Annotated in this window: 12 protein-coding genes; 8 read left to right on the top strand and 4 right to left on the bottom strand. The window is 57.0% G+C overall.

The genetic code is table 11. The annotated features are described in order from the left end of the window. Nucleotides 1–17: 17 nt before the first annotated feature. Nucleotides 18–1,226: an acetyl-CoA C-acetyltransferase gene (locus FIV08_RS11850; RefSeq protein ID WP_072676992.1), complete on the bottom strand. Its 1,209-nt coding sequence runs from the start codon at nucleotides 1,224–1,226 to the stop codon at nucleotides 18–20. Between the two features lie 190 nt (nucleotides 1,227–1,416). Between FIV08_RS11850 and FIV08_RS11845 the strand changes: the two genes are divergently transcribed. Then, nucleotides 1,417–1,680, top strand: coding sequence for a late competence development ComFB family protein (locus tag FIV08_RS11845; protein ID WP_058090209.1), 264 nt, complete (start codon nucleotides 1,417–1,419; stop codon nucleotides 1,678–1,680). A 2-nt stretch (nucleotides 1,681–1,682) separates the two neighbouring features. Here FIV08_RS11845 and FIV08_RS11840 read toward each other — a convergent pair whose 3' ends face one another. After that, nucleotides 1,683–4,148 carry a DUF349 domain-containing protein gene (locus FIV08_RS11840; protein ID WP_152438443.1) on the bottom strand — a complete coding sequence of 822 codons (2,466 nt, stop codon included), beginning with the start codon at nucleotides 4,146–4,148 and terminating at the stop codon, nucleotides 1,683–1,685. A gap of 146 nt (nucleotides 4,149–4,294) precedes the next feature. Here FIV08_RS11840 and FIV08_RS11835 point away from each other — a divergent pair, with 146 nt between their 5' ends. Continuing rightward, complete coding sequence (locus FIV08_RS11835) at nucleotides 4,295–4,789, top strand: regulatory protein RecX (RefSeq protein ID WP_152438442.1); 495 nt, start codon at nucleotides 4,295–4,297, stop codon at nucleotides 4,787–4,789. A 22-nt stretch (nucleotides 4,790–4,811) separates the two neighbouring features. On the opposite strand, the gene mltF is transcribed toward FIV08_RS11835, so the two are convergent. Then, nucleotides 4,812–6,329, bottom strand: a complete 1,518-nt coding sequence (gene mltF / locus FIV08_RS11830; RefSeq protein ID WP_228718364.1) for a membrane-bound lytic murein transglycosylase MltF — start codon at nucleotides 6,327–6,329, stop codon at nucleotides 4,812–4,814. A gap of 268 nt (nucleotides 6,330–6,597) precedes the next feature. Here mltF and purL point away from each other — a divergent pair, with 268 nt between their 5' ends. Next, nucleotides 6,598–10,503: a phosphoribosylformylglycinamidine synthase gene (gene purL / locus FIV08_RS11825; protein ID WP_152438440.1), complete on the top strand. Its 3,906-nt coding sequence runs from the start codon at nucleotides 6,598–6,600 to the stop codon at nucleotides 10,501–10,503. A gap of 434 nt (nucleotides 10,504–10,937) precedes the next feature. Continuing rightward, on the top strand, nucleotides 10,938–11,249 hold the full coding sequence (locus tag FIV08_RS11820; protein ID WP_152438439.1) for a YqfO family protein: 312 nt from the start codon (nucleotides 10,938–10,940) through the stop codon (nucleotides 11,247–11,249). Here the strand turns inward: FIV08_RS11820 and FIV08_RS11815 are convergent, their stop codons facing one another. Then, nucleotides 11,250–11,798 carry an NUDIX hydrolase gene (locus tag FIV08_RS11815; protein ID WP_152438438.1) on the bottom strand — a complete coding sequence of 183 codons (549 nt, stop codon included), beginning with the start codon at nucleotides 11,796–11,798 and terminating at the stop codon, nucleotides 11,250–11,252. A 95-nt stretch (nucleotides 11,799–11,893) separates the two neighbouring features. Here FIV08_RS11815 and FIV08_RS11810 point away from each other — a divergent pair, with 95 nt between their 5' ends. From FIV08_RS11810 to purT, 4 genes are read left to right on the top strand one after another with little or no spacing between them, the layout of a single operon-like run. Then, nucleotides 11,894–12,475 (top strand): NUDIX hydrolase, encoded by a 582-nt coding sequence (locus FIV08_RS11810; protein WP_058090203.1) that lies wholly within the window; start codon nucleotides 11,894–11,896, stop codon nucleotides 12,473–12,475. A 17-nt stretch (nucleotides 12,476–12,492) separates the two neighbouring features. Next, a complete protein-coding gene (locus tag FIV08_RS11805) occupies nucleotides 12,493–13,020 on the top strand; it encodes a gamma carbonic anhydrase family protein (protein ID WP_152438437.1) in 528 nt (175 codons plus the stop codon). A 2-nt stretch (nucleotides 13,021–13,022) separates the two neighbouring features. Continuing rightward, on the top strand, nucleotides 13,023–13,205 hold the full coding sequence (locus tag FIV08_RS11800) for a DUF1289 domain-containing protein (RefSeq protein WP_072676999.1): 183 nt from the start codon (nucleotides 13,023–13,025) through the stop codon (nucleotides 13,203–13,205). Nucleotides 13,206–13,227: 22 nt separating this feature from the next. Further along, nucleotides 13,228–14,430: a formate-dependent phosphoribosylglycinamide formyltransferase gene (purT, locus tag FIV08_RS11795; RefSeq protein ID WP_152438436.1), complete on the top strand. Its 1,203-nt coding sequence runs from the start codon at nucleotides 13,228–13,230 to the stop codon at nucleotides 14,428–14,430. Nucleotides 14,431–14,470: the final 40 nt, after the last annotated feature.

Raw genomic sequence — 14,470 nt, 5'->3', positions numbered from 1 at the left:
TTATTTGAAAGTGGCGTTCAGACGCGCTCGATAATGGTGGCAATGCCCATGCCGCCGCCCACACACAGGGTGGCCAGGCCGTAGCGCAGTTCACGGCGTTCCAGTTCATCCAGCAGGGTGCCGAGGATGATGGCGCCGGTAGCGCCCAGCGGGTGGCCCATGGCGATGGCGCCGCCGTTTACATTCACTTTCTCGTCCGGAACGGACAACTCTTTCTGGAACCGCATCACCACCGAGGCGAAGGCTTCGTTCACTTCAAACAGGTCGATCTGGTCCACCGTCATACCGGCTTTCTCCAGCGCCTTTCGGGCGGCGGGGGCAGGGCCGGTGAGCATGATGGTGGGGTCGGTGCTGGTAACCGCTGTGGCGACAATGCGTGCGCGGGGCTTCAGGCCCAGTTCTTTGCCTTTGGCTTCGCTGCCGATCAGCATGGCGGTGGCGCCGTCGACAATGCCGGAGGAATTGCCGGCGTGGTGCACGTGATTGATCTTCTCCACGTAGTGATACTTCTCACGGGCCACGCCATCAAAGCCCATTTCGCCCATCATCTGAAACGAAGGCTTGAGGCCGGCCAGGGATTCCACGGTGGTGTTACCGCGTACATGCTCGTCCCGGTCCAGGATCACCACGCCGTTCTGGTCGGTGACTGGCACAATGGATTTCGCAAAGTAGCCCTTTTCCCAGGCGCTGGCCGCTTTTTGCTGGGATTTTACGGCAAAGCCATCGACATCTTCGCGACTGAAGCCTTCCAGAGTGGCGATCAGATCGGCACCGATGCCCTGGGGCATGAAACCGGTGTGCAGGTTGGTTTCCGGGTCGGTTGCCCAGGCGCCGCCATCGGAGCCCATCGGAACGCGAGACATCGCCTCTACACCACCGGCAACTACCATGTCTTCCCAGCCGGAACGCACTTTCATGGCGGCCAGATTCACGGCTTCCAGGCCGGAGGCACAAAAGCGGTTCAGGGTGACGCCGGCCACTTTTTCGTCCCAGTCGGCTGCGAGTGCGGCAGTTTTGGCAATATCCGCGCCCTGATCGCCCACGGCGGTGACACAACCCATCACGATGTCGTCTACCTGGGCGGTATCGAGCTGGTTACGCTCCTGCAGGGCCTTGAGCACGGTGGTCAGCAGGGAGATGGGTTTGACGCTGTGCAAAGATCCGTCTTTCTTTCCGCGGCCGCGTGGCGTGCGGACGGCATCGAAGATGTACGCCTCGGTTGTCATGGTTGTTCCTCTGTTGATTGTTTTCCGGGCACGTTAGATTCAGAGCAGTAACCATAGCGGTTACTCGCTGCGCTGGGTAATGACAGGCGCTGCCAATCCCATTGGCTAAATTGCTCAGTCACAATGACAGCAGGCGGTTCGCCTTCTATGTTGAAGAGTAGATCATCAGCAAGCAGGCATAGGTGTGGTTATGTCACTGAGAGACGCGATCGACAACTTCTACGAACGGCTGGTGCTGGATGCCATTGATGCCACTCGGCAGGAAACGGACACGGCGGATTACCTGACAGACGTGATGTGTGTGGCTTTGAACCGGTTGCCCGCCCGCTACTATCGGCACACGATTGATATGATGTTTTATCTGGCGGATGAAGAGTTGAAAGAGATGAAACAAAAATCCCTGGCCGCGGTGAAGCAGGCCAGGGATTTTGTCAGTGAGCACCAGCGGGATTGAGTTCAGTCCGACGCAAGCATGGCATCCAACGCCCGGTTCAGGCGGTCGGCATTTTCCGGCGTTACATCATCGCCGCCAGGCTGGCTGCACCATAGGGCCACCAGTCTTTCCAGTTCTTTGAGGGGCGTTTCGGTCTCGCCATTACCGAGCCCCTCGGCCAGCCTCTGAACCTGAATTTCCATCCGGCGCTGCTGGTCGTGTTCCGGAGTCGGTGCGCCCGCCAGAATTTCGGCCCGTATGGCCAGATCTTTGCCAGCTAATCGGTCGGTCCCGTTGCTCAATTTGGCCCAATGGGGCGGCAGGGCATCGTCGGCCAGGCGCCCCTGGGCCTTGTCGGTGATCAGCGTTTTCCAGGACTCGAGAGTATTGGCCATTGCTCTAGCCTGGGTAATCCTATCCAGCCGTTGCCGCAGCTGCTGAACCCGTTCTCTAACCTCACCCGAAAGCGCGCCGCCGGCAACCTGCTTTACCGCAGCCCGGGCTTCACTCAGCATGGCTTCATTGGCTTCTGCGTCCAGGTATTGGTATTGAGCCAGCACGGCCTGTGCGGCCTGGTCCGCCTCTTCTGTCGCCTGCTGACGTGCTGAACGCTGGGCATCACGGCGCGCGAAAATCTGGTCACAGGCTTTGCGGAATGCCTGCCACATTTTGCGATCTTCCCGGTGGCGGGTAATGCCGATGGCTTTCCATTCGGTTTGCAGGGCCTTCGCCTGCTCCATGGCTTCCTGTAGGGGTTCGTGCTCAATCAGTGCCCTGGCGCGGTCAACAATGGCCTGTTTCAGAGCTTCGTTCTTAAGGCGTTCATCGTCAAGCGGGCGTTCCAATTGTTTGAGAAGCTCGTCAAAACGCTTCTGAACCAGGCGATTGTCTTTGAAATCCACCGGCCAGGCGCTTTTCCATTCCTGGCGGGCGGTTTGGTGAATGCGTTCTGCCGCCTTCCAGTCAATAGAAGACCAGTCGGCATTGGCCAGGAAGTGCTCCAGTTGGTCACAGATCGCCTCCCGCGTGTGCAGGTTGGCCTGTTTCAGATCCGATTTTGCCTCAAAGTAGGCTTTGCAGGGCTCGTAAGCTGTATCGGACGCCGCCTTGAAACGGCTCCAGAGCGACCGGTCGGATGAGCCGCCCAAGTCGCGCCATTCGTTCTGCAGTTCTTTGATGCGCTCGGCTTTGATCTCCGGCTCAATGGGCTGATCCGCGAGGTGCTCCATCTGTTCACAGAGAGCGAGTTGTTTGGGTTCCGTCGCAAACCCTTGCCAGTCGCTCAGCTCCCGGAACTGGCCGGTGAGCAGTTGCATCCTGGCCTGAAGCTGTTTGCGCTGGCGACCGTCCAATTGTTGGAACTGGTTCTGGGCGAGCTTGAGCAGCTGCTTGGATTCTTTGAACTGCTTGGCCTCGAGGGCCGATTCCAGCTTCGGAAGGGTGTTGTGCAGTGCCTCGGAAGCGGCTTTCTGCTCGTCCCGGTTGCCGCCGGCCGGCTGTGCTGGCCGTGGTTTGCCCGCCAGTTTGCGAACCGGCGCAAGCTCAGCTGGCTGGGGGAAGTCTGATGGCCACTCAATTTCCTTCAGCAGCTCAAGGGCTTTCTGACGATGGCCATCGTCAGCCTCTTCAGTACCTGCTACCTGTGTTAGTTCAGAGAGAGTGTCCCTGGCCTGGGTAAACCTGCGAACGGCGCTGAGATAGTTGCGCAGCGCCAGCATTCGCGATTCGTAATCTTTTTGCTCCTGCTTCTCTACCTGGGTATCCCGGGTGGCTTCCAGCCATCGGTTTTCCTGGGTCTTTTGCAGGGCATCCAGGGCGGATAGGGAGGGTAGGGCGCTGGATTCCTGGGAAGTCAGGTCGCTCAGGGTCTGCTCAAGCAGGGCCAGTGTCTCTGAGCGTTGAAGTGCCTGTTCCCGGTGGCGTGCCTCTTCCTGCCGCGCCTGTTCCATCTGTTTCAGGCGCTCCCGGCACTGGTGCACGGCTTCCAGAAACTGCTGGGATTGCTCTGCTGTGGCGCTTGACTGGACCTCACTCCAGTTATCCTGCAGTGCTTCCAGCCGCGCCTGATAGAGTTTGAGGTCTTCACTGGCGGCCTGATCTTCAGCCTGGCCGATCAGGGTTTTGATTCTCTGGCGAACGGCGGTTTCGGCAGCTTGCTGTTCCTTCAGGCTTTGAAGGCTCTGCTTGACGGTCTGGTAAACACTTTTGTCCCGGCCCTTGGCCCGTTTCTGGACTTGCTGTAGCTGGATCTCATCTGTAAGAGCGGCGGCAGCTTCAAGCCGGATGGTTGCGGTCAACCCGTCAATCGCCAATGTGGCCAGTTGGGCCTGGTCCGGGTTGCTTCCGAGTTGTTGTTCCTGCTGTTTTTTTAGGAGCTGCCTGGTTTCTTCCTGTGAGGGTTGACTGGGTTCAGATTTTGCCGGTGTCCGGGGTGCGGTTGCCGGGTTGGCCTTGCGAGACTTGAACAGTTTCTGAATGAATGCAGCCATACAAAGGTATCCTTCGGGATTGAAACCAGTCAGCAGTGGCGGCAAAGTGGGCCGCCACCGTTCATCGGCTCACAGGCGTGGGCCGGGTAGTTGAAAGAATCGGCCGCTAGTCTAGCGTTTTGGATGCATTTGCGGGAAGGGGCTTTATGGCAAAACACGAAAAAGATCAGGACCCGGAATACAGAGCCCGCTCTGCGGCACTGCGCCTGCTTGCCCGCAGAGAGCACAGTCGTTACGAGCTGGTATTAAAGCTGCGGCAACGGCGTATTGAAGGCGATCTGATTGATACTGTCCTGGATGAGTATGAGCGCGAAGGCTGGCTGAACGATCAGCGCTTTGCCGATGTGTATGCCCGGCAGAGAATGGACCTTGGCTATGGGCCCTTGAGGATTCTGGCAGAGCTGCAACAGCGGGGCGTTCATCTCACTCCGGAATGTCTCGATGAAGTCTCAGAGGAAGACTGGTGCCAGCGAGCTGTCCGCTTGCGTGCCAAACGTTACGGCCTGGGGCGGCTGGACGATGATTTGCCGGAGAAGCTACGGCAGTCACGATTCCTGAGTCGCAGAGGCTTCTCTGCTAATCAGGTAGAGCGGGCGCTGCAAGCGCGTGAGGAAGAATGGGGCGATGAGTTCTCGTGGTGAGTCTGGGGGAGCATTTGCCCACTTACAGAGTGGGCGGAATCATCCCCAGTTCCGGCGGCAAGGCTGCCCGCAAATCCGGCCCCGGCGTCTCAGGTGATTCTGCCTGTGCGGCTGTTTCTCCAGGCTGCCGATCAAGCCACACCACTTCCTGATCAGCGTCAGGTTTGGGTTGGTCGGGTTCCGTAATGCGGGTGAGTACATCGTAATACCGGCGAATGTTCTGAACGTACACCACCGGTTCGTGGCCGCGGGCATAGCCAAAGCGGGTTTTGGTGTACCACTCTTTCTGGGCCAGCAGCGGCAGAAATTCTTTAACATCCATCCAGCGATCTGGATTTCTTCCGGCGGATTCCGTCAACCTTCTCGCATCTTCCAGGTGGCCGAACCCGACATTGTAAGACGCCAGGGCGAACCAGGTGCGGTCAGGCTCCGGAATACGCTCGGGGATCTTGGCGTGCACCATCTTGAAATAGCGGGCGCCACCTTCAATGCTCTCTTCAGGATCAAGGCGGTTGTTGATGCCGATGTAGCTGGCGGTGGTGCGGGTGAGCATCATCAAGCCCCGAACCCCGGTGGGTGACACTGCATTCGGGCGCCAGTGGGATTCCTGGTAACCGATCGCAGCCAGCAGTCGCCAGTCGAGGTCAATGTCTCTTGCGTAGTCCTGGAACAGCGACTGGTACTTCGGCAGGCGATTTTCCACGTGGTGCATAAATGTGCGCGCGCCTACATAGTTCAAACGGTCGAGGTGGCCGTAAAAGCGTTCTGCCAGTTGGGCCATCGAGCCATTACCCTGCGCTCTCTCCAGAAACTCTGTGGCAGCGTTTGCCAGTGTCTCATCCTGGGCAATCGGGAACAGCCACACCAGGTCTCTGGGCTCACCTAGAGCAAACCCTTCCTTGACCATGGGAAAGTAGACATGGTTCAGGTCCAGCTCATTCGATGAAACGGCAGCGTAGGCAATTTCTCCGGATTCAACCCTCGCCAGCAGCCCCGCAGCATCCAGCCCAGGATGGATGTGCCGGTGAATCAGGGCACCTTCCGGGTCATCGGCAATCAGGTGCTCATGGTTGCTGTCAGCGAGCAGGTGCAGGGTTTCACCGCCAAGGTCAGCCAGTGAGGCTGGACGGGGGAAGTCACGGTTATAAACCACAACCGATTGCGCCTGCACGCCGATGGGAACTGCGCGATACCTGCTTTCAAAATCGGGTTGCTCGGCCAGGCCGGCGAGGCCGATGTGGGCGTAGTTACGCGAGAGTACGGAGAGAATCTCGGTGTTGTCTTCGGCCACCCGCACACGCAGTTCGACCCCCAGTTCTTCAGCGAACCGGCGGGCAAGCTCGTAATCGTATCCGGTTGGTGCGTCTCGGCCCTCGTAGTAGATGGAAGGGGCTACGCGGGTAATCACGTGAAGCACACCCACGTCCCTGACCTCCTGGAGCGTGGTCGGGCGGGAACAGCCGGTCGCGGACAATGCTGTGGTCAACACTAACGCCAGCGGAAAACTGGTACTGCGAAGATGCCTGAAAAATCGCGACAAATCCCTGATCTCCATATAGCTCAATGTTCAGGAGGATGTGACCGGGTCACTGTTTTTCCTGTTTTATGATGCCTGAGGCTTTCCATGCGCCTGACCAATGATCCCCTGAGACTTCAGCGGGGTCAATCAAACTGATTAATTACTGTGCAAAACAATGTTAATTGTACAGCTGCTAAAGAACCTACCTTGCGCTGTATCCTGCGTTCGGTTTCAAGTATCATGGCGGCCTTTCAGACGTCCCCCGATTCGCGCGATACAGGTTGATATCATGCTTGAACTTCGCGGCGCTCCCGCGCTCTCGCCTTTCCGTTCCAGAAAGCTGCACTCCCGGATTCAGCAACTTGTTCCTGATGTGGAGCATGTATACGCCGAATTCATGCACTTTGTGGATCTCGATGCCGACCTTTCCGATGCGGAACAGGCAATACTTGATCGCCTTCTTACCTACGGGCCCAGTGTCGAACTGGAGCAGCCAGATGGTGTTTTGTTTCTGGTGGTCCCGCGCCCGGGCACACTCTCTCCGTGGTCCAGCAAGGCCACCGATATCGCTCGCAACTGTGGCCTGCGACAGATTCGCAGAATTGAACGCGGTATCGCTTACTACGTGCGCTCTTCCAGCAAGCTTGGCCTCGAACAGCGAGAAAAAATTGCAACCCTGCTGCATGACCGAATGACCCAGAAAGTATTCCATGAGACGGGTGGCGCCGAGTTGCTGTTCAGTCATGACGAGCCCCGGCCCCTCGGCCGGGTGCCGGTGTTGGCCGGTGGCCGGGGTGCTTTGGTTGAGGCAAACGGGCGCCTCGGCCTTGCCCTGGCCGACGACGAAATCGATTACCTGGTAACGGCGTTCACCGACCTTGAGCGTGATCCGACAGACGTCGAGCTGATGATGTTTGCCCAGGCAAACTCGGAGCATTGCCGCCACAAGATCTTTAACGCCTCCTGGGATATTGATGGCGAAGGCCAGGAAAAATCCCTGTTTGCAATGATCAAGAACACCTTCGAGATGAACAGCGAAGGTGTGCTCTCCGCCTATAAGGACAACGCTGCAGTTATTACCGGTAGCGAGGCGGGCCGTTTCTTCCCGGCGCCGGAAACCGGTGTTTACAGTTATAACCGGGAACCGGTGCATATTCTGATGAAGGTGGAAACCCATAACCACCCGACTGCGATCTCACCCTTTGCCGGCGCCGCAACAGGCTCCGGTGGCGAGATCCGCGATGAAGGTGCGACCGGCCGTGGTTCCAAGCCCAAGGCGGGCCTTGCCGGCTTTACCGTTTCCAACCTTAATATTCCGGGCGACGAGCAGCCATGGGAGTTTGGTTACGGCAAGCCGGACCGGATCGCCTCGCCGCTGGATATCATGATTGAAGGTCCCATCGGTGGTGCCGCTTTCAATAATGAGTTTGGCCGGCCCAACCTGGCGGGTTACTTCCGGACCTTTGAAGAGAAGGTTCCCGGTGCGGCGGGCGAAGAAGTGCGTGGTTACCACAAGCCCATCATGATTGCCGGCGGCCTGGGTAACATTCGCGAGAATCACGTCGAGAAGGGCAATATCCCGGTCGGCGCCAAACTGATCGTGCTGGGCGGCCCTTCCATGCTGATCGGACTTGGAGGTGGCGCTGCGTCCTCCATGGATTCCGGTTCCAGCAATGAGAATCTGGATTTTGCGTCGGTTCAGCGGGACAACCCCGAGATGGAACGCCGTTGCCAGGAGGTGATTGACCGTTGCTGGCAGATGGGGGAAGACAACCCGATTTGCTTCATCCACGATGTGGGCGCGGGTGGTCTTTCCAACGCCATGCCTGAACTGGTCAAAGATGGTGGCCGGGGCGGCAAGTTCGAATTGCGTGACATCCCGAGTGACGAGCCGGGCATGTCACCCCTGGAAATCTGGTGTAACGAATCCCAGGAACGCTACGTGATGGCCGTGGCACCGGAAAATCTGGACTTGTTCGATGCCCTTTGCCGCCGTGAACGCTGTCCTTATGCCGTGATCGGTGAAGCTACCGAAGCGCACCACCTGGAACTGGGCGACTCCTATTTTGATGACAAGCCTGTCGATCTGCCAATGGAAGTGTTGTTTGGCAAACCGCCGAGAATGCATCGCAGTGTTGCGCGTTCGTCGTTTACCAAACCGATCTTCGATTCCACCAAGATCGATTTGCACGATGCCATTCGTCGCGTACTCCGCTTGCCGTCGGTGGGCTCCAAGAGCTTCCTGATTACCATTGGTGACCGCACCATTACCGGGCTGGTCGCACGCGATCAGATGGTTGGTCCCTGGCAGGTGCCGGTTAGCGATGTGGCCGTTACCGCGGCATCCTTCGACGTGCGCACCGGTGAGGCCATGGCCATGGGCGAGCGCACGCCGCTGGCGGTGATTGATGCTCCGGCTTCAGGCCGAATGGCCGTAGGTGAAGTGATTACCAACCTGGCGGCGGCGGCAATCGGTAAGCTCTCTGACATTCGTTTATCGGCTAACTGGATGGCCGCGGCTGGTCACCCGGGTGAAGACGAGAACCTGTACGAGACTGTAAAAGCCGTTGGTATGGAACTGTGTCCGGCCCTGGGTATTACCATTCCGGTGGGTAAAGATTCCATGTCGATGAAAACCACCTGGGAAGAGGACAACGGTGAGCAGAAGAGTGTTACCGCACCGCTGTCTCTGATTGTCAGTGGTTTTGCGCCGGTAACCGACGTTGCCCGCACACTTACTCCCCAGTTGCGATCGGATGCCGGTGAGACAGACCTTATTCTGATTGATCTGGCCGCCGGTCAGAATCGCCTTGGTGGTTCTGCACTGGCGCAGGTGTATCGTCAGGTTGGCGCCGTAGCACCTGATCTGGATGATCCGGAAGACATCAAGGCTTTCTTTGCAGTCGTGCAGGGCTTGAACGCAGACGGCAAGGTGCTGGCGTATCATGACCGCTCAGACGGTGGCCTGTTTGTCACGCTGGCGGAAATGGCGTTTGCAGGCCGGACAGGTCTGGACATCAAGCTGGATGGTCTTGCCGAAGACCGCTCCCAGTTTGCCCGTGAGCTCTTCAACGAAGAACTGGGCGCTGTGATCCAGGTTCGCCGTGACGACACCAGCTTCGTCCTGCAGCAGTTCTCGGCCGCCGGTCTGGGCGACCATACAAGCGTTGTGGGCACACTGAATGATAAGGACCGCGTGCGCCTGACGTTCGGTGGTGACATCGTGGTGGATGAATCCCGTACCGAGCTGCAGCGTCTTTGGGCGGAAACCAGTTACCGTATCCAGTCGCTGCGGGATAACGCGGACTGCGCCCAGGAAGAGTTCGACAACCTGCTGGACGAGAACGATCCCGGTTTGAGTGTTGAGCTTAGTTATGACATCAATGAAGACATTGCTGCGCCGTATATCAGTACCGGTGCACGGCCGAAGGTTGCGGTGCTTCGGGAGCAGGGCGTTAACGGCCAGGTTGAAATGGCTGCGGCGTTTGATCGGGCCGGTTTCGAGGCAGTAGACGTCCATATGAGCGATCTGCTGTCCGGTCGCATTACGCTCGAGACATTCCAGAGCCTGGTTGCCTGCGGTGGTTTCTCCTACGGTGATGTTCTGGGCGCCGGTGAGGGTTGGGCCAAGTCCATTCTGTTCAATGATCGGGTGCGAGATCAGTTTGCTGCCTTCTTCAACCGTCAGGACACTCTCGCGTTGGGCGTTTGCAATGGTTGCCAGATGCTTTCCAACCTGCATGAACTGATTCCGGGAAGCGAAGGTTGGCCGCGTTTTGTACGTAACCAGTCTGAACAGTTTGAGGCCCGCCTGGTCATGGTGGAGGTGGCGCAGTCACCGTCTGCGTTCCTTGATGGCATGGCCGGTTCTCGCATGCCGATTGCCGTTGCCCATGGTGAGGGTCGAGTGGAGTTTGCCTCCGGTAATTCGGCTCAGTCCCTTGCGGACAACGAGTTGGTGGCCATGCGGTATGTGGACAATCGGGGCCAGCAGACCTCGCGGTATCCTTATAATCCCAACGGTTCAGAGGCTGGCGTTACTGGTGTTACATCCCGGGATGGCCGGGTGACCATCATGATGCCGCACCCAGAGCGTGTTTTCCGGGCGGTGCAGCACTCCTGGCGGCCAGATGGCTGGCAGGAAGATGGTCCCTGGATCCGCATGTTCAGGAATGCGAGGCGCTGGCTTGGCTGATTAAGCCAGTCAATCCGGGCGTGGTGGAAACCGGTCTGAAGAGTGTCCCTGAAGGGGCATTTCTCGGACCGGTTTTTTTATGCTCAATGATGAGGCTTGCTGCGCAAAAAGTGAGCAAATAAAATCGCTAAAAGTTCTGAAATTTGTCAGTCAAGGCCTTGACTAGAGAACTTTATGCACATTCCTGGTGCTTTGCTGGCTGAACTGTGAACAAAGTCCAAGAATTGCGTTCATTTTTTGCTCTAGCATCGTAAGGTATTGAAAAATATAAATAAAAACAAACGGGCGATTTTGTCGCCAATTTAAGGGGAGGTCAGTAACTGTGGGGGTTGGAGGCCGATTCCCAAAAACTTTCCCCAGAGTTATCCACAGATTCTGTGGGTAAGTTTGTAATGCCTTGTTCCGGATAAAAGTTGACCAATTTGAGGGTGCCTATGTACAAGCTTTGCTACTTCGTGCCGGAGAGCCATCTTGAGCAAACCAAGCAGGCATTATTTGATGCTGGCGCGGGAAGAATCGGTGATTACGACAGCTGCGCATGGCAGTGTGAAGGTGAGGGGCAGTTCCGACCCCTGGCGGGAAGCGATCCGTTTCTGGGCAGCCAGGGAGAGCTTGAGCGTGTTCGGGAATTCAAGGTGGAACTGGTGTGCAGCGATGAACTCATCAAGCCTGCCCTTGATGCACTCAAGCAGGCCCATCCTTATGAAGAACCTGCCTACGAGGTGTATCGCCTGGAAACGTTCTGATCAGGCTTTTTTGGCCATAGGGTGGCGAATATCAGTGACATGGACGTTATAGGCGTCAGACTTCATGTCCACAAGGAACAGCTCAAGCGTTTTGCGTACCGTGGGGAAAGATATCTCATCCCAGGGAATATCGCCCGGCTCGAACAGTTTTGATTCCAGAGATTCTTCTCCGGCGCCGAATAGGCCGTCTTTAAGTGTGGCACGGTAGAACATGTGGACCTGGTTGATGTGAGGAACATCGATGATGGAGTAAAGCCCCTGAATGTCCACTTCCGCCAGTGCTTCCTCGCGGGTTTCCCGGGCTGCTGCTTCTATCGTCGTTTCTGCATTTTCCATGAAGCCGGCCGGCAGAGTCCAATAGCCATACCGGGGTTCGATGGCTCGGCGACATAGCAGGATTCTGCCTTCCCATACGGGAACCGTACCGGCGACAATCCGCGGGTTCTGGTAATGTATGGTCTCGCAGCTGATGCAAACATAACGGTGCCGATTGTCGCCTTCGGGAATGCGTTGCTCAACCGGTTGGCCGCAAGTGCTGCAATACTTCATCGTTTTCCCCGTATACTGAGTGTCCGTTGGTAGTCAGTTTAACGATCCGGACTGCCTGTGTCTCACTCAATATCAGGAAGTTGCCGGAGTAAAGAGTGCAAGACCTGTTAACCGAGCGATTGTCGAATTACGCGCCCAGACAACTGGCACTGGACTACCCTGAAGCCGGTATCCTGGTGCCTATTACGGATAACGAGCGTGATCCGGAGATGATTTTTACCCTGAGGTCATCCAACCTCAAAACGCATCGGGGGCAGGTGGCCTATCCTGGCGGCAAGCGGGATCCTGACGACGCCTCCCTGATTGCAACCGCACTGCGTGAAACCCACGAAGAAATCGGTCTGCCCCCGGATCAGGTAAAAGTCATTGCGCCGTTAAGCCAGGTTATGTCGCTGCACCGTATCCTTGTCACTCCATACGTGGGCGTTGTGCCAGGCGATCATCCCCTGGAGCCAAACCCCCACGAGATCGAAAGTGTCTTCCGAGTTCCGATCTCCTGGTTCCTGGAAGATCAAAGGGAGCGTACCGACACGCTCAGTTTTCTGAACAGCACTCTGTACGTGCCCTGCTATCGTTGGCAGCAGTATCAGATATGGGGGTTGTCTGCGGTGGTGCTGGTCGATTTTCTGAATGCTGTGTACGATGCCGGAATCGATATTCTCGAGCCACCCCGTTGAATTAGCCGGAGAGATTGATGTTTTACAGAATTGATCAATATCAGCCAGAAAAGGAAGGCGATGGCCAGTTTGTCGCCCACAACGCCACGGTGATCGGGCGCGTAAAGCTGATGGAAAAATCGAGTATCTGGTTCAATGTTGTCATTCGTGGTGATAACGAACTGATTACGATCGGCCCCGAAACGAACGTACAGGATGGCTCAGTACTGCATACCGACCCGGGCATTCCGCTAACCCTTGGGCGTGGGGTGACGGTTGGCCACAAAGCCATGCTGCACGGATGCGAGATCGGCGACTACTCCCTGGTTGGGATCAATGCGGTGATTCTGAACGGCGCGAAGATTGGCAAACACTGTCTGATCGGAGCAAATACTCTGATCCCGGAGGGTATGGAAGTGCCGGATGGCTCGATGGTGGTGGGCTCTCCAGGGAAAATTCGCCGCGAACTCAACGATAACCAGAAAAAGATGCTCGAGTTCAGCGCAATGCACTATGTAAAAAATGCAGAGCGCTACCTGGCGACACTGACAAAGGTGGATATCTGAAGATGAAGGTGGCCGACAAGGTTCGATCGCCATGCGTGAATGTTTGCGCGCTGGACGAAAATGACATGTGTATCGGTTGCCAGCGCACAGGAGATGAAATCCTCCGCTGGACCACCATGAGTAATGACGAGCGACGGGAGGTTCTGCTGAAAGTGGCGGAACGGGAAAAGCAGGTCGCACTCTGACAGTAACAGGACATCAAACTATATGACTGGTTCAAACAGAACGGTGCGTATTGGCACGCCTCTGAAGCCATCGGCTACCCGTGTGCTTTTTTGCGGTGCCGGGGAGCTCGGGAAAGAGGTGGTTATAGAGCTGCAACGTTTCGGCATAGAAGTGATTGCAGTCGACCGATACGAGAATGCGCCCGCCATGCAGGTTGCGCATCGGAGCCACGTTATCGATATGCTGGATGGTGCAGCGTTGCGCGCCATCGTTGAAGCGGAGAAGCCTGACCTGATCGTTCCGGAGATTGAGGCGATTGCCACCGCCGAGCTGGTTCGATTGGAGGAAGAAGGCTACAGCGTGGTGCCCACCGCCCGGGCGGTTAATCTGACCATGAATCGCGAAGGTATCCGCCGGCTTGCGGCTGAGGAGCTTGGGCTGAGCACATCAAAGTACCGTTTTGCCGGTACCAGGGAAGAGTATCTGGCTGCCATTGATGAGGTCGGGTTGCCATTGGTGGTGAAGCCGGTTATGAGCTCGTCCGGTAAAGGTCAGAGTACGGTGAAGAGTGCAGCGGAGGTAGAGGCTGCTTGGGAGTACGCCCAAACCGGTGGTAGGGCGGGCAAGGGTCGGGTGATCGTCGAAGGCTTTGTGGACTTCGACTATGAAATCACCCTGCTGACAGTGAGGCATCGCGATGGTATTTCATTCTGTGATCCGATTGGTCACAGGCAGGAAGACGGCGATTACCGTGAGTCATGGCAGCCACACCCTATGTCCGATGCGGCGTTTACCCGAGCAACAGAGATTGCACGGGCAGTGGTAGAGAATCTGGGTGGCTACGGCATCTACGGTGTTGAGCTTTTCATTAAGGGCGACCAGGTATGGTTCTCGGAGGTTTCTCCCAGACCCCACGATACTGGCCTGGTCACCTTGATGTCCCAGGACCTTTCAGAGTTCGCGCTGCATGCCCGCGCCATTTTGGGTATGCCCATCCCTGCCATTCGCCAACAGGGCCCAACCGCGTCGGCGGTCATCCTGCCGGAGGGCGATTCCGATAACGTGGTGTTCTCGGGGCTGGAACATGCCCTGGCAGAGCCTGATACCCAGGTTCGCTTGTTCGGTAAGCCGGAGTTGAAAGGGCGGCGGCGTATGGGTGTTGCCCTCGCCAAAGGCAGTACTATAGAAGAAGCGCGCCAGCGTGCAATCAAGGTAGCGCAGCAGGTTAAAGTGGAACTAGACTGAGAGGGTGGATAAGGGCTTTCTGAGGGCTGGAAAGTGGCCT

The sequence above is a fragment of the Marinobacter sp. THAF197a genome (assembly GCF_009363275.1).
Classification (GTDB): domain Bacteria; phylum Pseudomonadota; class Gammaproteobacteria; order Pseudomonadales; family Oleiphilaceae; genus Marinobacter.
The sequence above is the reverse complement of the archived record's forward strand: the minus strand, read 5'-3'. Positions and strand labels throughout refer to the sequence as shown.